The organism is Vibrio sp. T20 (assembly GCF_007858795.1).
GTDB lineage: Bacteria > Pseudomonadota > Gammaproteobacteria > Enterobacterales > Vibrionaceae > Vibrio > Vibrio satsumensis.
This window is the reverse complement of sequence record NZ_VFEB01000102.1, coordinates 55,125-78,512: the sequence shown is the minus strand read 5'-3', so window position 1 is coordinate 78,512 and position 23,388 is coordinate 55,125. Positions and strand designations below refer to the sequence as shown.

Here is a 23,388-nt window from a genome sequence, read left to right as displayed (position 1 = left end):
ATCAAAGAGAGGATCTAACTGAGGAGAGATTTAGTCGTTTTCTGGGGATAAATTACATAGAAAAGAATACTGTTGATTTTGATATGCATATCACTCTAATTAGTAGAATCGTTTGCTTAGAGCAGTATTTCACCTATTTATCCATAAAATAATCGAATTTCACAAAATCAATAGAATTAGAGGTGCATCGAGATGCATTGCCATCTTAAAGTTCCATCATTTAGATCAGTAGTGTGATCGACCTCACCTTAATAATTGTAGTTTTCACTCTGTCTCACTTTTATTTGAGAACAAAATCGCTATTATGCTCGGCATTCGGACATCATAAACACGCACGGATTAGCGGGTTACTTATTTCAAACATAGAGAGTTCCATTATGCGTAAATCACTTTTAACTCTTGGCCTACTTGCAGCAGTATCTGCTCCAGTAATGGCAGCTGATTATTCTGACGGCGACATCCATAAGAACGATTACAAATGGATGCAGTTCAACCTTATGGGTGCATTCAATGAGAAAGGCGTTACTGAGTCTACTCATGATTACCTAGAGATGGAATTTGGTGGTCGCTCTGGAATCTTTGATCTTTACGGTTACGTTGACGTATTCAACCTAACTTCTGATCCAGGTAGTGATAAAAATGGCCAAGAAAAAATCTTCATGAAGTTTGCTCCTCGTATGTCTCTTGACGGGCTAACAGGTAAAGATCTTTCTTTCGGTCCAGTTCAAGAGCTTTACGTATCTACGCTTATGGAATGGGGTGGTAACTCTGGCGTTAACACTCAAAAAGTTGGTCTTGGTTCTGATGTAATGGTTCCATGGTTTGGCAAAATGGGTCTAAACCTTTACGGTACATACGACTCAAACAACAAAGACTGGAACGGTTTCCAAATCTCGACTAACTGGTTCAAGCCATTCTACTTCTTCGAGAACGGTTCATTCATCTCTTACCAAGGTTACATCGATTACCAATTCGGTATGCAAGATGAGTACTCTCAAGTAAGCAACGGCGGCGCGATGTTTAACGGTCTTTACTGGCACTCAGATCGCTTTGCAGTTGGTTACGGCTTGAAACTATACAGCGATGTATACGGCTTTAAAGATGGCGCAAACCTTCCATGGGATGCATCTACACAAGCTGAATCTTCTGGCGTAGGTCACTACGTAGCAGTAACTTACAAGTTCTAATCGAACTTCTAAGAAAGTTTCCAAAATGGCACCCTCGGGTGCCATTTTTTATTGCTTTCATTTAATGCCTCGCTATCCTTGCAACATCACTTTCTTATCTCGGTATTGCTGTGAACATCACGATTGTTGGACCTGGAGCAATTGGCTCTTTATGGGCAATAAAACTACTTCAAGCTGGTCATAATGTCTCTTTGTGGAGCCGCTCCCCTGAAACCTCAATGGACCTATCACTTGATGAGCAAGCTTCACTTTCCTTCAGTAATAACAATATCGAAAAACTATCTGCGAGTGACTTAGTGATCTCCACAGTCAAAGCTTGGCAAGTAGAAGAAGCCACCACTCCGTTACTTCAATATCTCGACTCTGATACCATTCTCATGTTCATGCATAACGGAATGGGCGCAGTTGATCAGATAGCGGCTCAAATTAATGACCACCCGGTAGTACTAGCAACTACCACTCAAGCCGCATTCAAGCCCGACAAGAATAATGTTTGTCACACAGGGTTAGGACAAACTCAACTGGGTGCTTTTAATCAAACAGGTCAGCAGTGCACGTTTTTAGTTGATGTATTGGAACACGCTCTCCCCGCTGTGAGTTGGAACCCACAAATAAAAACCGCGCTTTGGACCAAACTCGCCATCAATTGTGCTATCAATCCACTGACTGGGTTGGAACAAATCAAGAATGGCAAACTTGCAGACCAAAAGTTTGGGGATACTTTAAGCTCTATCGTTGAAGAGCTCACAAAAGTTATGCAAGCCGAAGAGATCGCTTGTTCATTCGACGAATTAGAAGCCAGCGTCAAACAGGTAATCCAAGCCACAGCGCAGAACAACTCATCCATGAAGCAGGATATGTTTTACCAACGCAAGACAGAGATCGACTTCATCACTGGGCACCTAATAAAAACAGCGCTTAAGCATCAGATAAAAGTTCCCGTTAACCAAAAGCTGTTCGATCAGGTCAAAGAGCAAGAAAATAGCTGGAATCATCAAGATTAGTCAGCAACGGTTAACAAGTCGCGATAAAATAACAATACCGCTAAGCACAACGCTAGCACCAATTTCCAAGATTTTAGGTAAGAATAGATGTTTGATATCAATCACATCCGAGAGCAGTTTCCTGCGCTATCACAAACCATCAATCAACAACCATTGATTTACTTAGACAGCGCGGCAACAACACAAAAACCTCAGGTAGTTATTGATGCCATTAGCCAATATTACTCCAAACAAAATGCCAATGTTCACCGTGGTAGTCATAGCTTAACAGCGAACGCGACCAGTCAGTTTGAAGCTGCTAGAGATAAGGTCGCTCAGTTCATTGGCGCAGCCTCATCAAAAGAGATCATCTGGACTCGTGGTGCTACCGAAGCACTCAATTTAATTGCTCAAACTTACGCAAGAAGTACCCTTCAACCTGGCGATGAGATCTTAGTGAGTGAAATGGAACATCACGCCAACATAGTGCCTTGGCAAATTGTTGCAGAACAAACCGGCGCTAAAGTCGTTAAAGTACCAATGACATCAGATTGCGAATTTGACCTCACTGCGTTTGATGCACTTTTAAATGAACAAACCAAAATTGTTGCATTAGCTCAGATAACCAACGTAACAGGTTCTCGTCAGCCGATTGAAGTCGTCATCGAGAAAGCACACAAAATGAATGCGATTGTTGTGGTCGATGGCGCACAAGGCATCGTTCATGAGCCTGTTGATGTTTCATCTTTAGGTGCGGATTTCTACGTATTCTCTGGGCACAAACTCTATGCCCCTGCGGGTATCGGCGCGCTTTATGGCAAGCTTGAATTACTCGAAGCGATGCCCCCTTGGCATGGCGGTGGCAAAATGGTCGAGCGAGTTGCGTTCTCTGGCACTACTTTTTCTGAACTGCCAGGGAAGTTCGAAGCGGGCACACCAAATGTTGCCGGTGCTATAGCATTAAGCACCGCAATTGAGTGGTTAAGTGGTTTTGCACAACAAGATGTCGAAAATCATATCCACCAGCTACAACAGAAAACCTACCAAGCACTCAATCAATTGGATGACATCCAAATCCTTGGCTACAAACCAAATTCAAGTGTGATTACTTTTGTGATGGATGGCGTTCACCACCAAGACATTGCTACGCTGTTGGATCAGCAAGGTATCGCGGTACGTGCAGGGCACCACTGTGCTCACCCATTAATGGATGCACTTGGAGTGAAAGGAACGGTTCGAATTTCATTTGGTATTTACAACAACATGGATGATGTTGAAAAACTCGTAGCGGCGATAGAAAAAGCCGTTGAGATGCTTTAGCGAGTAGCGAAATTATGTAGGGTTGGCGTTTAGCGTCAACCCTTTTTGTTTCTGTGTATATTAAGAAATGTTAAGCACTGAACTCTTGGATTTGAGCAACAATCGCTTTTAATCCATTACCGCGGGATGGGCTTAGATGGGTAATTAAACCGATTTGTTCGAAGTAGCCATCAATATCGAACAATTGAACCTGCTCTGATGTTTTTCCATCATACGCAGCCATCACTAATGCAATCAGACCGCGAACGATACGAGCATCAGAGTCAGCACAAAAGTGCCAAACACCATCGATATTTTGAGAAACCAACCACACTTGGCTTTCACAGCCAGAGACAATCACCTGTTCACTTTTCAGTTCATCAGGCATAGTTGGCAGTTTCTTACCCCATTGAATGACTTGGCGATAACGGTCTTCCCAGCCGCTGAATGTCTGCATCTTCGCGACGATATCATCACTGGTAATTTCAGTGCCGAATGGAGAGCTTGGGAATGTGGTCATTTTAATATCCAGTCGATTATTAATTGAATAGAAGACGTTACTTAGCGTGCTTTTGAATCAGCTTTTCTACAATACGCGAAACAGCCACAAAACCAAAAGTCGCCGTTACTACGGTTGCCGCACCAAAGCCCGTCGCACAATCCATGCGCTTTGGACCTTCAGCTGTTGCTTTCGCAGCACATACACTACCGTCAGCTTGAGGGTATTTCAGCTGTTCAGTCGAGAACACACAATCGATACCAAACTTACGTGCTGGATTCTTAGGGAAATTATGATGACGACGAAGGGTATCTTTAAGCTTCTTCGCTAGCGGATCTTGAATCGTCTTGGTCAAATCAGCCACTTTGATTTGCGTTGGGTCGATTTGCCCCCCCGCACCACCAGTGGTGATTACTTTGATTTTGTTACTGCGGCAATACGCCAATAGCGAAGCCTTAGCCTTCATGCTATCGATCGCATCCAACACAAAATCGAACTCTTTCGATAAGTATTCCGCCTGATTATCAGGACCGATGAAATCGTCAATCAGGTTAACTTTACACTCAGGGTTAATCAGCTTAACACGCTCGGCCATCACTTCGATTTTGCTCTTACCAACCGTGCCCGACATTGCATGAATTTGACGGTTGATGTTAGTCACACACACATCATCCATATCGATCAAAGTAAGCTCACCTAAACCAGTACGAGCAAGTGCTTCAACAGCCCATGAACCTACACCGCCAATACCGATAACACACACGTGTGCAGCTCTAAGTATGTCGACTTCACTATTGCCATACAGACGACGAGTGCCACCAAATCGTTGGTCATAGTTTTCTGAAGCTGGAGTGGTCAATTCACGCATTGTTGCCGCCAATTTATTTCTGAGAAAAAGAAAAGAGTGCGTTTTATACGCACTCTTGAATAAAAAGTCTAGGGGATTAGCGATTCGCTTTCAATGCCCTATTTTATTGTCGCTTACTCAACCTTTTCAGGAGGCAAAGCCCAAGGCGCTTCGGTTGCGCTGCCATCTAAGCCGAGCTTCCACACGCGACCAAAATGCTTGTAGTGACCCGCTTCAGTGCCTGCTCGCGGCCCCATACCATGGTAGAGATCCAAGTGGTTTTGCTTAACCGCGCCGCCCGTATCTAAAACCAGTAACAATCTTAATTGGTGTGCTCCACTCCAAGTACCGTCGGCATTTAACAACGGTACTTCTGCAAGAATCGGAGTTCCCATTGGCAAGATAGAGCGATCACCTGCAACTGCAGCCATTGGTAATAGAGGGATTCCTGCGCTGCCCATTACCGATAGGTCATCTCTTGCTTCAAAGAATACGAAAGATGGGTTTTGTTCTAACAGCTCTTTAACGACTTCAGGGTCATTCGCCAACACCCACTCTTTAATCGCCTTCAACGACATTTTTTCGCGTGGAACTAAGCCTCGCTCAATCAAAACACGGCCAATGCTTACATAAGCTTTATTGTTCTTACCTGCGTATGCGAAATACTGCAGCGTATCATCATCACCGAAGTGCACGAACCCACTGCCCTGCACTTCCATCATAAATGGGTCGATACGGTTTGCTGAGTAACCTAACTCAAGGCCTTGACCTTCTAATGCGCCGTTGTAAATCTCTTCGCGTGTTGGACACTCTTTACCACACTCAGGAAGCCCGTAAACTGGGTAACGGTATTCTTCATTCGCTTCGTGGCGCAGTTCCATAACAGGAGAAAAGTAGCCTGTAAACAAAACATTGCCTTGTTTATCACCACCACCTAGTTGAGCAGTTTGAACGCCAAAATTAGCGAGTTCGCTTGGATCTCCACTCAGCATCGCCCACTCATTGAGTTGTTGATAAAGCGGCTCATAGATTTTAGCCATTGAAGGGGATTTAGAAACCACCATCTCAGCTTGTTCTGCAAATGCGGTATAGTCTCTTGGTTTATTGGATTCAACCTGATCGACCTTATTCAAGGTACGAGGAAATTCGTCATCAAGGTGTTGTTGAGCAAGATCAGTGGGTTGAGCACAGCCAAATAACAAAGAGGCCGCGACTAGGGGAAGCCATTTTTTAATCACAAGAGTCATCCTAAAAATTCTATGCATCGAGGATGACAAAAACAGTCAGATAACACAATCGTAGATTGTAAGAGTTTACAATAAGATAACCTATCGGACGGAGTTATCGATGTGACCTTTAAGACGGAAGATGGGATTGTAGTGACTGTCAGAATCGAGCACCATTTCTGTATTGTCAGAGTTGGTCATGCGGAAGCGATAGGTTTTATCACCCGCCTTGTATTCAAAGTAATTACCGTCAAAATCAAAGGTCGTCGAAACAACAGATCCACGAACTGACACACCATTAGCATTCAGTACAAACTCATCTGTCGCATAATGTGCAACATCCTGCTCTATCCAAGTGCCATATATTAGATGATCAGGCGTCGCCGCATCTTGCACTCGGGAAAGCACATCACCAAATAAAGAAACCACAGCAAATGAACCCACCAAGGCTAAAACCATTAAGCAGCGCTCAATGATCTTACGCTTCAACTTAGATTGATTGCGCTGATCTGCTTCACTATAGAGGCCTTTAGTGATCTCATCGATCTTGTTCTTTGTAGCTGGAGCTTGCTGCATTCGTTTACGACTCATAAGGATGCTATGCGCATTCTACACTGAGACAGTTTATATATTGAAGCCTACATAAGAATAGTTTGCGCTTTATTCCAAAAAGGTGTTGTTTAGATTTGAATTTAAATGCTAAATTAACGAATAAATAAACACAAATGGACTTGTTCTGTGAAATTAAGAAGTACAGCGCTAGTAAAAGGTTTCAGACAATCAACCCCTTACGTGAATGCTCACCGTGGCAAAACCATGGTCATTATGCTGGGAGGCGAAGCTGTTGCCGATAGAAACTTTGGTAACATTATTAGCGACATTGCCCTACTCCACAGCCTTGGCGTGAAGATTGTTCTCGTTCACGGGGCAAGGCCACAGATCAACCAACTGCTAGCAAAACAAGATTGCCATACGCCTTATCATAAGAACATTAGGGTCACTGATGAATATTCTCTGGGTGTAGCAATGCAAGCTGCTGGACAGCTGCAACTTGCTATCACCGCGCGCCTTTCGATGAGTTTGAACAACACTCCGATGGCAGGTACTCAACTCAATGTGATGAGTGGTAACTTCATTACGGCTCAGCCGCTAGGTGTGGATGACGGTACGGATTATTGCCACAGCGGGCGTATTCGTCGAATCGATATCGAAGGAATAAATCGCACACTCGACCAAGGATCCATCGTACTGCTGGGCCCTATCGCTAGTTCCGTGACAGGCGAAAGCTTTAATCTGCTTTCTGAAGAAGTCGCCACCCAAGTTGCGATTCGTTTAAAAGCCGACAAACTGATTGGTTTCTGCTCCGAACAAGGGGTAACAGATGAAAGCGGCACTGTACTCGCCGAACTCTTCCCTAAAGACGCCAAGCAAATTCTAGAACGCTTAACGGAATCTCAAAAGCCTGCCGAAGACATGAGCACAGGAACACTGCGCTTCTTGAAAGGAGCGATCTCTGCTTGTCGTGCCGGAGTCCCTCGTTGTCACCTCATCAGCTACAAAGTCGATGGCGCATTAATCCAAGAGCTGTTCTCTTTTGATGGTATTGGCACGCAAGTGGTCATGGCGAGTGCCGAGCAAGTCAGACAAGCTCAGATTGATGATATCGGTGGTATCTTTGATCTCATTCGCCCTTTAGAAGAACAAGGCATCTTGGTTCGCCGATCAAGAGAACAATTAGAGCAAGAGATCCATCGATTTACCATTATCGAAAAAGACGGGCTAATTATTGGTTGCGCAGCGCTATACGCCTACCCGGAAGATCACATGGCAGAGATGGCATGTGTTGCAATTCATCCTGATTATCGTGATGGAAATCGTGGACAATTACTGCTGGATTACATGCGCCACCAATCAAAATCTCGCGATATCGACCAAATATTTGTCCTAACGACACACAGCCTTCATTGGTTCCGTGAACAAGGTTTTTACGAGATAGCAGTTGATGAATTACCGATGGAAAAACAAGGGCTATACAACTATCAACGTAACTCAAAGATCCTAGCACTTAACGTATAAATAAAGTTTTGGAGCAAAATCTCACTTCAACATAAAAATAATTGTAAACGTAATCGTTTTCTATATGAGATTTATTAACTATGCACTTTAACTCACACGTAAAATTGTATAGAATTTGGTCGCTTTAACAAAATAACAAATGTTTTTATTGGAATTACCATCTCGGTTGTCATATCACATGCATTGAGGTGGTCACTGCACGGATTGCTATACCCGTTGACGGTCAGCACGCTAACATTAGCTCTGCTCGTTAATATAAACAGCAAAAAGAGCAACATTGATATGAGAACCATTGTTTGTAACTCGCTGCAAAGTTTTTGGGATATGGCTGATAACCAATTCTTAGAAGGGCTAGACGTACACTGCGTGTTCCCTGTGAGCGAGAATCTAAAAGAGTTTATTTTGAATTGCCAAGCAAAATACAAGATAAACCACATATCGTTTACTCGAGCGTTTTTAAGCAAAGAGTCTTAATAACGTTCAAAGCAACCAGGGATGGTTGCTTTGTGTTTATCTAGCTTAAGTTCAAGTCCTTTCTAGCAGTAATTAACAACTAATTCGTTAAGCGACTGCCTAAACCACTCACTCGCTCTGTTTTCACCTTAATCCCACGCTTCAACACATTTGTGTCGCTGAACATCATCAGTCGTTTCTTGGCACGTGTAATACCGGTATAGATAAGCTCTCGCGTTAAAATAGGGCTGAAATCCGGCGGCAAGATCATTAAGGTCAGATCAAATTCACTACCCTGAGATTTATGTATCGTCATCGCATAAGCTGTTTCATGATCGGGCACTCGGCTTGGTAGCACAGCTTTCACGCTGCCATCGGGCAACTCAAAATAGACCTTCAAGCGAGGAGTTGAATCAGGTTGGCTTGAATCCGCCTCAAGCATACAAATACCAATATCACCATTGTATAATCCCAAGCCATGATCATTTCGCGTCACCATGACAGGTCGCCCGTGATACCACAGCTCGTCGTTGTGTGGGTTCACTAAACGTCTTGCGGCAAGCGCCCTTTCAATTCGGTGGTTGAGGCCTTTAACACCAAAGTCACCTTCACGAATAGAACACAGTAATCGACACTGGCTGAACAAGTCGAGCACCGATTTGGCTCTCGCTTCTTGAGTTTCTAACTCTTCCAACGGCACATTCATTCTATTGAGATACGCACCATATTCATTGACTAACGTACGCAGCATCAAGTTATAGCTATCGCTCGATAGAGGATGGTTCTCAATATCGCCAAATCCTTTGCCGAACACTTGGTCGACTTGATTTGCAGAGCCGTTATTGATTGCTTTTGCCAACTGCCCAATACCAGAACGCGCATCGAAACGGTAACTCTTCTGCAGCATACACAGACTGTCTGCAATCGCTGGAGGGTTAACTGTTCCCGCTTTTGCCTGCTGTGTATTGGCTATCGCATCAAAACCAGTCATCTCCGCAATCAAGTTGCCTTGTGCACTGCTGTAACCCGCAGAGTTGAATGAACAGATATCACCTAACACCGCACCGGCTTCAACGGAAGCGAGTTGGTCTTTATCCCCCAGCAAGATAAGCCTTGCATGCTCAGGAAGCGCATCCACCAGCTTATACATCATCGACAGATCGACCATCGATGCTTCATCCACCACCAAGATATCAAGGTGAAGTGGATTGCGTCGGTTGTGTCTAAACTCAGCCCGGTTAGGAATCGCACCAAGCAATCGGTGCAAAGTGCTCGATTCCGTTGGTATGTTGGCTTTTACTTCAGGCGCTAAAGGCAGTTGCTCAATCGCTTTACCAATCGACTCAGTTAAACGCGCCGCCGCTTTACCCGTTGGTGCCACTAGCTTAATCGTTGGGGTTTTACCTTGGCTGAGTGATTGCTCGACCATCGCCGACAATAACTTGGTTACCGTGGTTGTTTTACCAGTACCCGGTCCACCAGAAATCACCGCAAAGCGACGACTCAGAGCTACTGCTGCTGCCACTTTTTGCCAGTTCAAACATGCCGATATCGGTACCAAACTGTCTAGAACACCTAAGTCCGCTACCTGCTTAGCTTGGACGATCGCTTGATCGATTGCGCCCCAATTCAGAGATTGCTCATCGACGATATCAAGATGATCACATACCAGCTGTTGACGCAGTACCTGAGACGTTTGTTGGTTTGCTTCAGCCTTGGCTAAAGCGTTAAACAGAAAGTGATAACTACGTGCAAAGAGCTGATTGAGTGTTTCCGTCAGCGCCTTTTTCTGTTCAGTATTAAACTCTACCGGCTTACTTAAACGGTTTAACGTGTTTGCCAGTACCACCTCGTAATTCCAATAACGCTGTAAGTAGACACGCTGTCCATCAAACATCAGCGGCTTAACACAGTCATTGGTTGCTCCAACTAAATTGGACGATTGAAGTACCGCCAACCAATCAATACCTAACAACTTTTGGTTCAATTGCAGAGCCGTTTCACCGTACAACCCAAGTAACTGGGCTAGATCTGCCGTTTGTTCATGGCCTGTCGTATGCTGCTGTATCAGCTGAGTACAAATGTGTCCTTTGCCTAATTCATGGCTCACTACCCCAGCAAGAAAGCCGATCTCTTGAGAGTAACTCGTGGCTTGCTGAGCAATAAAACGAGCAAATTGATAATCCAACTGACGAATAGAACCCTTATCCGCAAGAAACTGGAGTACATCCACAAGTTGCTCAGGGATAAGTGAAACTGGCTTTGCTGTGTTCGCAGTCTCTATGCTGGTATTAGTGGTCGTTGTTGTCATTATAAGAGCCCCATCTGTCCAGTTTCATCGTCATTCAATTGTGCTGAACGTCGGTCTATCACTTTACCGTCAATCAATTGATCCATTTCATCAAGTAAAGCCAATGTTGGTTTCGCCGAGAAAATCCCTTGCTGAGATTGGCCGTCCATGCCTCGTAAGAACAAGTAATAAACACCACCAAAATGTTGTTCGTAGCTGTAATTGGCAACACGACTACGTAAAAAGCGGTGCAGAGCCAATGCATAGATTTGATATTGCAGATCGTAGCGATGGTCGGCCATCGCTGATTTCAATGCTTCGCCATGGTAGACAGCAACATCATCACCTAAATGGTTCGATTTCCAGTCGAGTACATAGTATTTACCTTGGTGCTCAAACACCAAATCGATGAAACCTTTCAGCATACCTTGCACGGTTTGGAAACCTAGGTCGCCGGCTTTAGCCGATAACGGGTCGTGATATTGAATGGTTTGATTCAGTTCAGATGCGGCCAACACTTCGATAGGCAACAAGAACTCCATTTCGACTAATCGTTGAGTCGAGTCTTTCTCACTTAGCTTTAGATTTTTGCCATCCAACGCGGTGTTCAGCACCGTGTCGACCAGTTGCTGAAGCACAGGTAGCCACTCTAATTCATATTGCTCTGATTCTAATAAGTGAGTGATTACTTGCGTGTTATGCTCACTGGTTGCTGGTTCGGTAAATTCAACCTCCTCAAACAAGGTGTGCAAGAAAGTACCTGGGCGAGCACCACGTGGGAACGTAAAGATAGATCGTTCAGGTTCAATCAACTCAGATTCATCCTGCTCATCAGCCGAGTCAATATCAAAGCCAGATACCTCAATGGTCGCGTCATGACTCGCACCGTGACTGCCTTGCTTTACAAGCCCCGAGTAACTGGTGATACGCCAAGCCCTGTCGATTGAAGCCTTTAGCTCGTTCGCATGTAAGTCTTCGCTCACTTGCTCTGTCTGTACAAACACTTGCTCGTGCGCGGTTGGAGTCTCGGCTAGCAGCACACTTGAGTTCTTGCCCTCAATGGCTGCAAGAGCCTGATGCAATTCGGCAATACCTTGCTCTTGACCGTTTTGAACCAAATAGCCCATCGCACTCAAATGCACGCCGGTCGGCTCTTTGGTTGAACGCCCTTTACGCAGTGGCGCCATACCAATAAAACAGCCATAAACCGCACGAGTCAGTGCTACATAAATCAAGCGTAGATCTTCCGCCAAACGCTCTTTATCCGCTTGAGCTAAGGCACTGTCACTACCTGTAATATCCAGTACTGTGGTATCTGAATCATGGTCGTAGAATTTGCCTTCGCTCGCTTCTCGGTAACTCGCGACAAATGGCAGAAATACTAAGTCATATTCCAAACCTTTCGACTTATGAATGGTAACGATTTGAACTAAATTTCTTTCTGACTCAAGACGCTGAATGTCATCTTCACTGCCGCCTAAACCATTTTGAGCATCAGAGATCGCTTCTGCCAGCCAACGTAACAAGCCATAGTCGCTGTCGAGTTCCTGCCTTGCTTGTTGTAGCAATTCGCCAATGTGCATCAAATCAGTGAGTGAGCGCTCACCATTTTCTTCTTCCAGTAAGCGTTCCGCGAGATGTCGCTTGCTAATCACGCTACGAAGCATTGGTAGTACGCCACGCTGTAGCCACAACTTACGATATTCTCGAAATTCGTTAACGACGTTTTCCCACACGACTTCATCGTTGTTGAGTTCATCCAATGAAGACGCATCCAGAGCAAACAACTCAGAGGCTAAACTCGCGCGCAATGCACGGTCATTCTCAGGTGTCAGCACCGCTTGTAACAAGCGTTGAATATCTTGCGCAACCAAGCTGGTGAATACACTGTCTCGGTTAGACAAATACACACTTGCAATGCCTTGTTCAGAGAGTGCATTCTTGATCAGACGACCTTCACTACCAGTTCGAACCAAGACAGCAATATCACCCGCATTCACGGCATGTTGTTTTTTGCCGTTATCAAAATAGGCTTGCTGGTTTTGAGAAGCGGTCAGAATAGTTTGAATTTGACTCGCCGTCGCCTCAGCCATTGCCTTGTGATATTCGCCCTTTGGTAACGGCTTGTCTTCAGCCTCTTGTAGCCAAAAGGTGAGTGCGTGCTGAGTTTCTCCGTTCATCACCCATTGGCGCTTATCAGCCGATGGACTGGCTGCAACAGGCAAAAATGGAATATCTTGATCATAGATAAACGGACTGTCTGAATTCATAAACACTTGGTTTACTGCACTGACCATATCCGCACTTGAACGCCAGTTAGTGCCTAAGGTGTAGTGAGCACTAACTTGGTTTCTCGCCTTGATATAGGTAAAGATATCTGCGCCACGAAAGCCATAAATCGCCTGCTTCGGGTCACCGATCATAAACAAGCCGCACTGCGGATTATCGAGATAGATTCGGCTAAAAATACTGTATTGCAGCGGATCGGTATCTTGGAATTCATCGATCATCGCCACCGGGTAGAGTGTGCGAATTCTTTCCACCAGCAAGGATTGCTCATCGACGTCTATCGACGCGGATAACTGGGTCAGCAAGTCATCAAACGACAACCACTGCTTCTGCTGTTTAGCCTTGGCTAGCATAGTTCGACAATGGGTAATCGCATGCGCCAATAACGGAGCTTTCAAGTCGGCAGGGTTATTTAAGAAATCTTCAATCGCTTCGAAAACGACATGCTGCGGTGCGGTGCCTTTCGGTGTTTTCTCGATTAACGTGGCTTGTGAAAACTTCTCTAATTTATCTGGGTATTGATAATCATGGGTGTCGCTTTGCGCCCATGCCGTCACCGCCTCTAGCCATGTCGGCAGAGACTTCTTGGTGTAGCTACGTTTGTTCACATCCGAACCAGAGATCAAAGCTAAAAAATCCGCTTCAGACTCACACCACAGTGCTTTAAGCTGCTTCACTTTGTCTAGGTTCTGATTGTGTAGAGTTTGCAAATCACCCGACATCGCGTCGACGGTTAGCTTCAATGGAGACCCCGTCAGATAACGATTGACGTCTGCTAACAATGCAGCCGGTGAACCCCAGATATTACGCACCTCACCTGCTAGCTGAATAGGTAGCGGGTAAAACTGCTTACGCCAATAGTCGGCTACTACTTGCGCTTTAAGATGGCTTTCATCTGTCACAAACTCATTATCAAATCGGCTGCCAGACTCGAAGGCATTTTGAGTCAACGTTCGCTGACAAAAGCCGTGAATGGTGTAGACCGCGGCTTCGTCCATTTGCCTTTCGGCATTGAGCAGTGTTTTTGCAGCGCCAGCATGATCTTCGATTTCTTGCAGCAAAGGAGCAATTACTGGGTCGTCACTTTGCCCGCGAGCAAACGCAATGCGCGCATCATGGATTCGAGCACGGATACGGTCACGCAGCTCAGCCGTTGCTGCTTCAGTAAAGGTCACCACCAGAATTTGGTCTACAGTTAGTGGCTCATGGTGTCGGGTGGCTTCTGTAAGCTCACCTTGTGGTGTTGCCGTGCCGTGTCCGAGCAGTAAGCGTAAGTACAAGCCAGCGATGGTAAATGTTTTACCTGTACCCGCCGATGCTTCAATTAAACGCGCGCCATGAAGTGGAAACGTCATGGTATTGAGTGTCTGTGGAGCAATTACCTGAACACTGCTTGTGGTCGTCATGCCTTACTGCCTTCTGATAAATATGTTGTTACAAATGTGACCTAGCGTGGAAAACGTCATTCAATTTACGTCCTACGCTGATTTGTTAATAGTTAGTGCGATCTCTCTCACGGATCAATTCAGATCGCCTCGCTACTATGCGCCCACGAGTTCAAGAGCGCGATTCGAGTCTTATACTCATTGCCTACTTAGAACCACAGAATAATGGTCCCTCTGACCTGTGGCCGTACAGCGAACGCCCTACACTAATAATGATTTACTGGCGGCCACTTTATTTCCTGTACCTTGCTTCTCTTCATCTTGATTCCCTTCACCTTGAAAGCAAGCGTCCCAAATGCTTACCAACGACTCTCTTTCGTCTTTCATTAGTTCAGCGTACACACAATTGTTCTTATCGATCACAGCCACTTACTCCTGATCTTCCAGATCGGCAGCAGCCAACCTTGCCGCCTGTAACACAAGCGTTGAATACATACGCGACTCAGCCGCCAGCTCATCGTCCCACTTAGGCCAAATACGCGAGATGTAGGTATCTCGACCCTCGCCCGTGAAAGCGAAGCTGTCATTAAAAGTATCGGCCATTTTCTTGAGCGACTTCTCTTCATCATCGACCCATTTACCGCGGCTAAAACCCGCTTCAACGCCGGCCAAGGCGGTTTTCGGGAAGTACGGCAATGGTGCCGTCATACCTTGATAAAACAGTCGCACTAACTCAGCCAATAAACTCTTCGCCTGCTGCGCATCACCGATAGGTTGTAGCGTTTGGTGAACCACACCTTCTTTTCTGTCATAACCAATAATATGAGTCGTTTTGCCGTGCCCCATCACTGCGCAACACAAGTGATCGATCCACGCGCCCAAGTAATCTTGTGAACGAATTTTGCCACTACGAAAACGTACCAGCCCCGATTGATAGTTTTGAGTAAGCCAACCCATCAAACGAACGGGTTTACCCTCGCCTAGCACGTCAAATTCAATATTTACCTCAAGATCTTGCTGTGGCTGCCCACTTACAAATCGAATCTCTTTGGCTAAGTCTTCCGCTTGAACACGGTTGGTTTCAAATTCAATGTCACCAAAAGCACCAACCGGTAATCGACCTTGAGCTTTTTGCTCAGAAACAAACAAGCGAACCGCTTCATCAGCCCCTTCTGGATGGTCTAGCAACACTTGCAGCAGAGCATCCTTAAGCTGGAAGCTTTCTAAGCCATTAAGCACGAACGGCTCATCGTCTTCCATTACCGGAAGCGGTGGCTCAAACACTACTTTTAGGCGACGATTAAAGAAGTATTGTACCGGCAAGCGCCAGAAACGCTGCAGTTCAACCAGATCGAGTTCTAACGGATGAGTCGCACCAAGCAAATACTCATCCAAGGCACGATTAAATTCGCCACTGCGTTCACCGGAACGGTTAGCCGCAGGAAGCCACTCTTTGGCGTAGCTCAATACATGACTTTCATCACCTTGTGTAAAGGCTGCCGGGCTAAACGGGGTCATGGTGTGCTTAAAGCTGATCGCTTGAGTCAGCTTGCTGCCTGAATCATCACTTGGTAGCGCTTGATCTTCACTTAGGCAGTAGTTCTGCTGGCAGTACTCAATCAACTCTGAAACCAATACCGACGGCACTCGCTCAGTATTATCTTGAATCGAACGGCCGACATAACTGATGTACAAACATTCTTGGGCCGACAACATCGCCTCTAAGAATAGGTATCGGTCATCATCACGACGAGAACGGTCACCGGGACGAGCTAGACTCTTTTTGCCTACGCCATTCGGCGAGCGAGTTTGGGCGCTCATCAAATCAAAACCTTCTGGCGGCATTGAGCGAGGGTAAACGCCATCATTCATGCCTAATAGACAAACGGTTTTGAACGGGATAGAACGCATCGGCATCAGGGTACAGAAGTTAACTTGCCCCGCTAAGAAACGCTGACTGATACGCGCGCCCGACAGTTTATTATTTAAATACTGATAAATGATGCTTGGCGATAACTCTTGTTCGTACAAGGCATCATCAAGCTGTTCATTCAATTGAGAAAGCGCATCGCGAATCGACTTAAGTACCACCTCGCCTTCTAGCTCAACGGCGAAGAAATCGTCAATCATTTGCAGCAAGGTTTCACGCCACATATCGATGGATTGCGTCTCAGCAAGACGTTGACGGTAATGGGCAATACGATCAATAAAGTGCGCTAACTTACCAGCAAGTTCGGCGTTAATGCCCTGAACTTCGTTATAAGCCGCGATTGGAGAGTGTTCAGTTTCAAACAAACCTGCAGAATCCGCCATCGCATAACCCAGTAGCATTCGCTGGATACCAAATAACCAGGTATTTTGCTCCGTGGCAGGCAAGTCAAATTCGGTTGCGGTAGACGAGTCGACGCCCCAACGGATCCCCGCTTCTTCAACCCACTGCTTAGCTTGCTCAAATTGAAATTCATCAATACCAAAGCGTGCCATCATCGCTGGGATTTCTAGTAGCTCTAGCAGCTCAGACGCTAAACAACGCGTGTTCGGCAACGCGACCAGCTGCATGAACGCGGTCAGAATTGGGCTCTCTTGGTCTGCCGTTCGATCCGAGATCGAGTAAGGGATATAACGTTCCCCCGGAGCATTACCGAATACCGCCTGAATCGCAGGGCTGTAGGCATTGATGTCTGCCACCATCACGATGATGTCGCGTGGCTTTAATGTCGGGTCAGCGTCAAACATTGCTAACAACTGATCATGAAGAACTTCAACCTCACGCATAGGGCTGTGACAAGCGTGTACCGTCAACGAGCGATCGCCCAGCTCAACCACCTGTTTGTGGTTGCTGGAATCTAAGATGTGATCGTCTTGGTGCTCTTCTAACTGGAGAATATCGGCTTGCAGTTGATGCAGCAGGCTGTCTCTCTCTACATCAATAAAGAACTCGTGCTCTTCGCTGTCTGATTGAGATAGCAAGAACAGGTTATCTCTACCTAACTTACCCATAGACGCGAGTAAGCTATTGCCTACCGCTTGGCTAGTATGCAGTTCGTCTTCAACGTTGGCTTCAATACCGTCTTTCAATGGTGAGACTTCGCCTTCTAGCTGAGGCAAGCCATCAATCAGAGCAAACTGCTTACGACGTTGCGCTTCCACTCTAGCCAAGTATTTACGGTCACGAATATCGCCCCAGTAATGTTGGCAAGGGTTGGTAAACATCAGGTGAACATCAATCTGCTCACCCAGCGCTTTCAAGGCATCCATGTAACGAGGAGGCAGCGACGATATACCAAACACAAACAGACGTTTCGGCAAGCGTTGTAGCTGACCTTGTTGGTTGGCTAGCGCTTCAATGAAGTCGTGGTACAGGTTACCACGGTGATATTTCGATTGGCCTTGAGACAGGGTTTGCTCGTAGAGTGCCTTCCACAAAATTGGCTGCCAAGGGTGTTCTTGCTGCCCTTCACCATCAATCAATTCTGTAACGGGCTCGCCCGCTTCCCACATCGCGATCCACTCAGGACGATATACCAAGTATCCATCGAAGATATCGGCAATCTTCTCAGCCAATTGATACAGCTTCGAATCATCTTCGTCGTTTTCAAGATAGCGTTGTAAGGGTAAGAAATCAGGGTGGTCAAGCTTAGCGGGTAGCAAACTCATCAGCTTCCACGTCATCGCTTCTTTGTTAAAAGCACTGCGCTTAGGCACATCAGGAAGCACTTGGGTAAACATATCCCAAATGAAGGTTGCTGGGAGTGGGAAATCGATATTTGCTGCTACGCCAAATTCTTTGGCGAGTTCCATCTTAAGCCACTGAGACATACCCGGGCTCTGAACCAGAATCTGCTCTTTTTCGAAGGGATTGGCTAAAGGGTCACTTTTGATTAAGTGAACGAGAAGAATTTTTAAAGTATCAACTTTATTGGAATGGTAAACAGTAAACAAAGTGCACTCACGCTAATCTTGCCACAATATAAAGCCAGATTAGCATAAGTGCTAAGTTTGGATGAGCAATATAAGCTTATGAAATACGGAAAACTTAAGCTTCGTTTATCTTTTGAACTATCGCCTCTTACAATCTACCCGCTACCGCGCCTAAAACACGATGAGGTTTGTAGTTCATGTAGTAACGAACAGCGACATAACCCACTACCAATGTAGCCACAATCAATTCAAGATACGCTAGGCCAAACACTTGATTGATGTAATGCGCTTCAATACCTTGTGCTTGCATCCACGCAGCCAGTTTAAACAAGGCTGTTGCACCAATCACGATTGGGAAGGTAAACGCTGCATAACCAGGGCTGAATGGCAGACGAAGTAGCTTGAAAAACGCCATATAGATAATGAACGTCATCAACACTGCAATACCAAATAGCAAACCAATAATCACTGGTGAAGGGCTTGCTGTCACTGTTAGATAACCCGCCAAAGATAGGCTTGCCGGTGCTGCCATAATCGCAATCGTTGGTTTTGCCGCATCTGGCACTTCGTGAGAGAAGATCAAGCGGTAAACCATTATTGGTAGCATTACTGCGTAAACCAATAAGCCGAATACCAAAGTCGCGTTAGCTACTGGCTCTAAAACTGGATTACCAGAGAAAGAAACGTCAGCGACGATAATACCGATCGGTGGCACAAACCAACTTGGTACCATGTGGTGAATCTCAAAGTTTTTAGCTCTGTGGTACAAAAAGCTCATTAGAAACACAACGTGCAAAGCCACAGAAGCCAACCACATAGCTTCTTGTAAGAATTGAGAGATTGGCGCCAAAGACGCTGACACCACCATGCACCCCATCGCAAATGTTGGTACCACACTGCCGACAACAGGGTGAGCAAGATCTTCACGCAATAGGTGGCCATGAATCAAAAATTTCACAGCTAAAACAAGAAGCAATACCACTGCAATACCTGCACTGATCCACTGGACTAAGCCTGGAGTGTGCAAAATACCTTGTGCGACTAAAACTCCATCCCAGCACCAGCCTAAGCTTGCGATTGCTAGTGCTAACCCTGCCATGGGTGTTGGAGCTCCTGTTAATCTATATTTAATACGTTGAATCATGTCAGCCTCTCTTAAACTTAATTCACTAAACTTGTGAACTCATCAGCTTGTTGAAGCCATAATACGCTTGCGCTTCGTTAAACAATATCCAATTATATATAACAAGTGTTCATCAATACTGAACATAACCCATTTTCACCAGCAGAGTAAAACTAGGGATCTGATGGCTAATATTTCAATTAAACAACTCAAAGTGTTTGTCACCATTACCCAGCATTCGACGCTTACCGCCGCATCAGAAGCGCTGTTTTTGTCTAAAGCTGCGGTCAGCATGGCACTAGGCGAAATGGAGAAACAACTCGGTCACTCTCTATTTGACCGGGTCAACAACCGATTAATTCTCAACCAAGAAGGGCATAAGTTGCTCCCATTGGCCGATGAGATATTACATCGTGCTGCTGGTATTGATGTTTTGTTCCGTGACGACCAGCCCTTAAGTGGCAATCTAAAGGTAGGCGCGAGTGACACAATAGGTAATCAGGTTGCGCCATTTATTCTATCTGGCTTTCGTGAACGAACTCAGCATCAGGATCAAAGCTTGTTCATTTCAAACAGTGCCCTGATCTGCCAAAAGTTGGTGGATTATGAACTTGATATCGCGCTAATTGAAGGAAAAACATTACACCCTGAACTCATTTCGAGTCAGTTTAGCAGCGATGAAATGTGTATTATTGTTAGTAATCAACATCCTCTCGTTTCAAAAGAAAAAGTGACTTTAAGCGATTTGGAAGATAGTCACTGGATTCTACGTGAATCAGGCTCAGGTACACGTGAGTTTTTCTTGCGTGCCGTTGCACCGCGTATCGAGCACTGGTACGAATCCTTTGAACTCAACACCACCGAAGCGATCATCAACTCTGTTTCTGCAGGACTTGGCTTTGCCTGTTTATCACGATTGGCGGCGCAACGAGCGATTGATTCAGGCCGAGTGAAAGCGCTCGATGTGCCACTCGACATGAAACGACGTTTCTGGATGCTGGTACACAAGGACAAATACCAGAGCCCACTACTGAAATCTTTCATGAGTTATTGTGAAGACTGGGCTACACATCAAGATTGAGGCCGCATAGTTGGGGCTCCAACTGGACTTTTAACATCAGAAACTGTATAAAAAGCCAGTAAAATTTATCAAACTTAGAGGATTAACCATGGCTGTTATCGTCAAGTACGTGGTGGAACGCAACGGAGAAGAGAAAATGACTTTTACCTCTAAAGCCGAAGCCGACGCATACGACAAAATGCTGGATATGGCTGATGAGCTTTTTGAACTTTTAGGCAAAAGCGATTTAGTTGAAGATGAAGGCAAGCAAGAAGAACTTGCAATGTACCTAGCAAAGAACAAAGAAGAAGTTCTTTACGCATTAGGTGCTAAGCGTAAGCCAGCTCCGAAAAAAGCTAAGAAGCTTGAAGCTGTTGAAGACGCAGAAGAAGATGCAGCGTAACTAGCTGGAGTTCTCTAAAAAACGTCAATGACACCTCTAATCAGAGTCCGTTATTGGCGTTTTTTTATGCTTATCGAAATATAATGAACTCTGTTTATAGTCGAAATCGCTCTAAACATTCGCTTGCACGAAAGTGTGATAAAGATCTAATCTATGGTCATCAGGTGATGGGGTTCCACCTAAGCTTTTGCTTCAACCGCCCGTTCTTTCCGAACAATGCTAATGACTCCTACAGAATCGAAAACAGGTAATACTGTTGGATGTATCGCTACTCCTCCATTTTGAAATGGGCTGAGTCTATCAAGACCAAGTTCCATTGCTCCTTTGGATTATCGATACTCAAGATCTGTAGTGAATTAGCCGCACCTCTTCCAACACGTCCTGTTTTCTCAACGCCCTAGGTCGATACGACTTTATTAGTGAGAAAACACTATGCATTACTCTTCAGAAATTCAATCCATGTGCCCTATTCAAAGGGGTGATCTTCACAACTCGGCTCCAATCCCAGTTGAAGGTGCCATGGTTAGTCCAAAAGATGTTATCGCTATCTCAGGTTTAAGCCACGGTGTTGGCGCTTGTGCACCACAACAAGGTGCGGCAAAACTGACTCTTAACGTAAAAAACGGCATCATCGAAGAAGCACTCATCGAGACTATCGGTTGCTCAGGTATGACACAATCTGCCGCGATGGCAGCTGAAATCCTCACAGGAAAAACCATTCTTGAAGCGCTCAATACTGACTTAGTATGTGACGCGATTAACGTCGCGATGCGCGAAATCTTCCTGCAGTTTGTTTACGGTCGAACTCAGTCTGCTTTCTCTGAAGGTGGCCTAGAAATCGGCGCAGCATTAGAAGATTTAGGTCAAACACAGCGCAGCCAAGTGGGTACCAGTTACTCAACAGCAGCAAAAGGCGTTCGTTACCTAGAGCTTGCAGAAGGTTACGTAACCAAGCTTGCACTTGATGATCACAGCGAAGTGATTGGCTACGAATATCTCAACCTCGGCAAAATGATGAAGGCGATTAACCAAGGTATGCCAGCGAATGAAGCGGCTGACCTTGCGACGGGTACTTATGGTCGCTTCGACGAAGCTGTAACCACCATTAACCCACGCCAACAGTAATTTTGCCAATTAAGAGGAAAGATATGATGAACACTCAATTTAATGAATCAGTAACTCGCGTATTGGCAGAAATGAACTTCGATTCTTTGGAGCAAGCAAACCAATACTGCCTATCACACAATGTCGATCCAAAAGCGCTGGTAATGGACACCCAACCTATCGCTTTTGAAAGCGCTGCCGATGCCTATATTCTTGGCTCAGCACTAGCGCTATTTCGTAAAGCCACTAGCGCAGAACAAGCAGCGAATATTATTGGTGAAGGCCTTCAAGCATTCACCAAACCCGGCAGTGTTGCAGAGCAACGCCAAGTTGGTATTGGGCATGGCGCGCTAGCAGCTCGTCTTCTCAATGAAGAGAGCCATTGTTTTGCTTTCCTTGCGGGCCATGAATCTTTTGCTGCAGCAGAAGGGGCGATTAAAATTGCGCTAAACGTCAACAAATCACGTCAAAACCCATTGAAAGTGATCTTAAATGGTCTAGGTAAAGATGCGGCTTACTTAATCTCTCGCATCAATGGCTTTACCTATGTTCGCACTCAATTTGATTACCAAACGGGTGAGTTAGTTGAAACAGAACGTCGCCGCTTCTCACAAGGCCCTCGTGGAGAGATCTTGTGTTACGGCGCAGATGATGTACGTGAAGGTGTAGCGATCATGCACCGAGAAGAAGTGGATGTGAGTATCACGGGTAACTCAACCAACCCAACACGCTTCCAACACCCTGTTGCTGGTATCTACAAAGCAGAGCGCACTCGCCAAGGCTTGCCTTACTTCTCAGTCGCTTCAGGCGGCGGTACCGGCCGTACATTGCACCCAGACAACGTAGCCGCAGGTCCAGCGTCTTACGGCATGACAGATACCATGGGCAGAATGCACGCTGACGCGCAGTTCGCAGGTAGCTCTTCTGTCCCTGCTCACGTGGCAATGATGGGCTTCATCGGCATGGGCAACAACCCAATGGTGGGTGCGACGGTTGCATTGGCTGTAGCAGTGAGCGAATCTCAAAGCGTATAACGACAACGTTGAGCACCACAATCTATCCATAGAGTGGAGTCCGTAAACTGAGAAACAAGCAATAACGGACGACCAAAACCCTACACCTATCACTAAAACCAAACAGCCAGCCTTATGCTGGCTGTTTTTTATTCACACTTGCTCTACTATCTATTTCTAATAATTATTTGTATCTGAGATTAAATACACAAACCATTAGTATTTAACTG

Annotated in this window: 18 protein-coding genes and 1 riboswitch; of the genes, 9 read left to right on the top strand and 9 right to left on the bottom strand. The window is 45.5% G+C overall.

The annotated features are described in order from the left end of the window. The first annotated feature begins 377 nt into the window (after nt 1–377). The 3 genes from FTW16_RS13130 to csdA all read left to right on the top strand — a co-directional run bounded on the left by FTW16_RS13130 (nt 378) and on the right by csdA (nt 3,490). Nucleotides 378–1,187: an outer membrane protein OmpK gene (locus tag FTW16_RS13130; RefSeq protein WP_146491379.1), complete on the top strand. Its 810-nt coding sequence runs from the start codon at nt 378–380 to the stop codon at nt 1,185–1,187. Between the two features lie 110 nt (nt 1,188–1,297). Next, nucleotides 1,298–2,191, top strand: a complete 894-nt coding sequence (panE, locus tag FTW16_RS13125) for a 2-dehydropantoate 2-reductase (protein ID WP_146491378.1) — start codon at nt 1,298–1,300, stop codon at nt 2,189–2,191. Nucleotides 2,192–2,278: 87 nt separating this feature from the next. Next, entirely contained in the window at nt 2,279–3,490 is a 1,212-nt protein-coding gene (csdA, locus tag FTW16_RS13120) for a cysteine desulfurase CsdA (protein ID WP_146491377.1), read from the top strand. Between the two features lie 70 nt (nt 3,491–3,560). Here the strand turns inward: csdA and csdE are convergent, their stop codons facing one another. The 4 genes from csdE to FTW16_RS13100 all read right to left on the bottom strand — a co-directional run bounded on the left by csdE (nt 3,561) and on the right by FTW16_RS13100 (nt 6,617). Continuing rightward, nucleotides 3,561–3,989, bottom strand: coding sequence for a cysteine desulfurase sulfur acceptor subunit CsdE (gene csdE, locus FTW16_RS13115; protein WP_146491376.1), 429 nt, complete (start codon nt 3,987–3,989; stop codon nt 3,561–3,563). Between the two features lie 37 nt (nt 3,990–4,026). Then, entirely contained in the window at nt 4,027–4,836 is an 810-nt protein-coding gene (gene tcdA, locus FTW16_RS13110) for a tRNA cyclic N6-threonylcarbamoyladenosine(37) synthase TcdA (RefSeq protein WP_017059899.1), read from the bottom strand. A 113-nt stretch (nt 4,837–4,949) separates the two neighbouring features. Then, entirely contained in the window at nt 4,950–6,062 is a 1,113-nt protein-coding gene (gene mltA, locus FTW16_RS13105; RefSeq protein ID WP_017059898.1) for a murein transglycosylase A, read from the bottom strand. A gap of 81 nt (nt 6,063–6,143) precedes the next feature. After that, on the bottom strand, nt 6,144–6,617 hold the full coding sequence (locus FTW16_RS13100) for a DUF2850 domain-containing protein (protein ID WP_060983350.1): 474 nt from the start codon (nt 6,615–6,617) through the stop codon (nt 6,144–6,146). Nucleotides 6,618–6,779: 162 nt separating this feature from the next. Here FTW16_RS13100 and argA point away from each other — a divergent pair, with 162 nt between their 5' ends. Both argA and FTW16_RS13085 read left to right on the top strand, forming a co-directional pair. Further along, nucleotides 6,780–8,117, top strand: a complete 1,338-nt coding sequence (argA, locus tag FTW16_RS13095; protein ID WP_146491375.1) for an amino-acid N-acetyltransferase — start codon at nt 6,780–6,782, stop codon at nt 8,115–8,117. A 282-nt stretch (nt 8,118–8,399) separates the two neighbouring features. Then, nucleotides 8,400–8,591: a hypothetical protein gene (locus tag FTW16_RS13085; RefSeq protein WP_004735192.1), complete on the top strand. Its 192-nt coding sequence runs from the start codon at nt 8,400–8,402 to the stop codon at nt 8,589–8,591. A gap of 79 nt (nt 8,592–8,670) precedes the next feature. Here the strand turns inward: FTW16_RS13085 and recD are convergent, their stop codons facing one another. The 5 genes from recD to FTW16_RS13065 all read right to left on the bottom strand — a co-directional run bounded on the left by recD (nt 8,671) and on the right by FTW16_RS13065 (nt 19,554). Further along, nucleotides 8,671–10,881: an exodeoxyribonuclease V subunit alpha gene (gene recD / locus FTW16_RS13080; RefSeq protein WP_146491374.1), complete on the bottom strand. Its 2,211-nt coding sequence runs from the start codon at nt 10,879–10,881 to the stop codon at nt 8,671–8,673. Continuing rightward, a complete protein-coding gene (gene recB, locus FTW16_RS13075; RefSeq protein WP_146491373.1) occupies nt 10,881–14,555 on the bottom strand; it encodes an exodeoxyribonuclease V subunit beta in 3,675 nt (1,224 codons plus the stop codon). Before recB ends, recD begins: the two co-directional genes overlap by 1 nt. Nucleotides 14,556–14,795: 240 nt before the next feature. Beyond that, nucleotides 14,796–14,936: a hypothetical protein gene (locus tag FTW16_RS24515; RefSeq protein ID WP_186728064.1), complete on the bottom strand. Its 141-nt coding sequence runs from the start codon at nt 14,934–14,936 to the stop codon at nt 14,796–14,798. Nucleotides 14,937–14,963: 27 nt separating this feature from the next. Next, nucleotides 14,964–18,476 (bottom strand): exodeoxyribonuclease V subunit gamma, encoded by a 3,513-nt coding sequence (recC, locus tag FTW16_RS13070; RefSeq protein WP_146491372.1) that lies wholly within the window; start codon nt 18,474–18,476, stop codon nt 14,964–14,966. A gap of 127 nt (nt 18,477–18,603) precedes the next feature. Then, nucleotides 18,604–19,554: a TDT family transporter gene (locus FTW16_RS13065; RefSeq protein WP_146491402.1), complete on the bottom strand. Its 951-nt coding sequence runs from the start codon at nt 19,552–19,554 to the stop codon at nt 18,604–18,606. A 208-nt stretch (nt 19,555–19,762) separates the two neighbouring features. Here FTW16_RS13065 and FTW16_RS13060 point away from each other — a divergent pair, with 208 nt between their 5' ends. From FTW16_RS13060 to FTW16_RS13045, 4 genes are all read left to right on the top strand, one after another. Then, complete coding sequence (locus FTW16_RS13060) at nt 19,763–20,659, top strand: LysR family transcriptional regulator (RefSeq protein ID WP_146491371.1); 897 nt, start codon at nt 19,763–19,765, stop codon at nt 20,657–20,659. An 88-nt stretch (nt 20,660–20,747) separates the two neighbouring features. Further along, nucleotides 20,748–21,041 carry a YebG family protein gene (locus FTW16_RS13055; RefSeq protein WP_008223840.1) on the top strand — a complete coding sequence of 98 codons (294 nt, stop codon included), beginning with the start codon at nt 20,748–20,750 and terminating at the stop codon, nt 21,039–21,041. A gap of 154 nt (nt 21,042–21,195) precedes the next feature. Beyond that, nucleotides 21,196–21,280, top strand: a riboswitch (Fluoride riboswitch). Nucleotides 21,281–21,473: 193 nt separating this feature from the next. Further along, nucleotides 21,474–22,166, top strand: a complete 693-nt coding sequence (locus FTW16_RS13050) for an iron-sulfur cluster assembly scaffold protein (RefSeq protein ID WP_146491370.1) — start codon at nt 21,474–21,476, stop codon at nt 22,164–22,166. Nucleotides 22,167–22,189: 23 nt separating this feature from the next. Next, nucleotides 22,190–23,179, top strand: coding sequence for a GGGtGRT protein (locus FTW16_RS13045; RefSeq protein ID WP_146491369.1), 990 nt, complete (start codon nt 22,190–22,192; stop codon nt 23,177–23,179). Nucleotides 23,180–23,388: the final 209 nt, after the last annotated feature.

Excerpts from the sequence above, each read along its gene's own strand:
- csdA (WP_146491377.1), top strand. The coding sequence starts at position 2,279 with ATGTTTGATATCAATCACATCCGAGAGCAGTTTCCTGCGCTATCACAA.
- FTW16_RS13045 (WP_146491369.1), top strand. The coding sequence starts at position 22,190 with ATGATGAACACTCAATTTAATGAATCAGTAACTCGCGTATTGGCAGAA.
- FTW16_RS13085 (WP_004735192.1), top strand. The coding sequence starts at position 8,400 with ATGAGAACCATTGTTTGTAACTCGCTGCAAAGTTTTTGGGATATGGCT.
- csdE (WP_146491376.1), bottom strand. The coding sequence starts at position 3,989 with ATGACCACATTCCCAAGCTCTCCATTCGGCACTGAAATTACCAGTGAT.
- FTW16_RS13060 (WP_146491371.1), top strand. The coding sequence starts at position 19,763 with ATGGCTAATATTTCAATTAAACAACTCAAAGTGTTTGTCACCATTACC.
- recB (WP_146491373.1), bottom strand. The coding sequence starts at position 14,555 with ATGACGACCACAAGCAGTGTTCAGGTAATTGCTCCACAGACACTCAAT.
- mltA (WP_017059898.1), bottom strand. The coding sequence starts at position 6,062 with ATGACTCTTGTGATTAAAAAATGGCTTCCCCTAGTCGCGGCCTCTTTG.
- FTW16_RS13130 (WP_146491379.1), top strand. The coding sequence starts at position 378 with ATGCGTAAATCACTTTTAACTCTTGGCCTACTTGCAGCAGTATCTGCT.
- tcdA (WP_017059899.1), bottom strand. The coding sequence starts at position 4,836 with ATGCGTGAATTGACCACTCCAGCTTCAGAAAACTATGACCAACGATTT.
- FTW16_RS13100 (WP_060983350.1), bottom strand. The coding sequence starts at position 6,617 with ATGCAGCAAGCTCCAGCTACAAAGAACAAGATCGATGAGATCACTAAA.
- FTW16_RS13055 (WP_008223840.1), top strand. The coding sequence starts at position 20,748 with ATGGCTGTTATCGTCAAGTACGTGGTGGAACGCAACGGAGAAGAGAAA.
- FTW16_RS13050 (WP_146491370.1), top strand. The coding sequence starts at position 21,474 with ATGCATTACTCTTCAGAAATTCAATCCATGTGCCCTATTCAAAGGGGT.
- FTW16_RS13065 (WP_146491402.1), bottom strand. The coding sequence starts at position 19,554 with ATGGCAGGGTTAGCACTAGCAATCGCAAGCTTAGGCTGGTGCTGGGAT.
- recD (WP_146491374.1), bottom strand. The coding sequence starts at position 10,881 with ATGACAACAACGACCACTAATACCAGCATAGAGACTGCGAACACAGCA.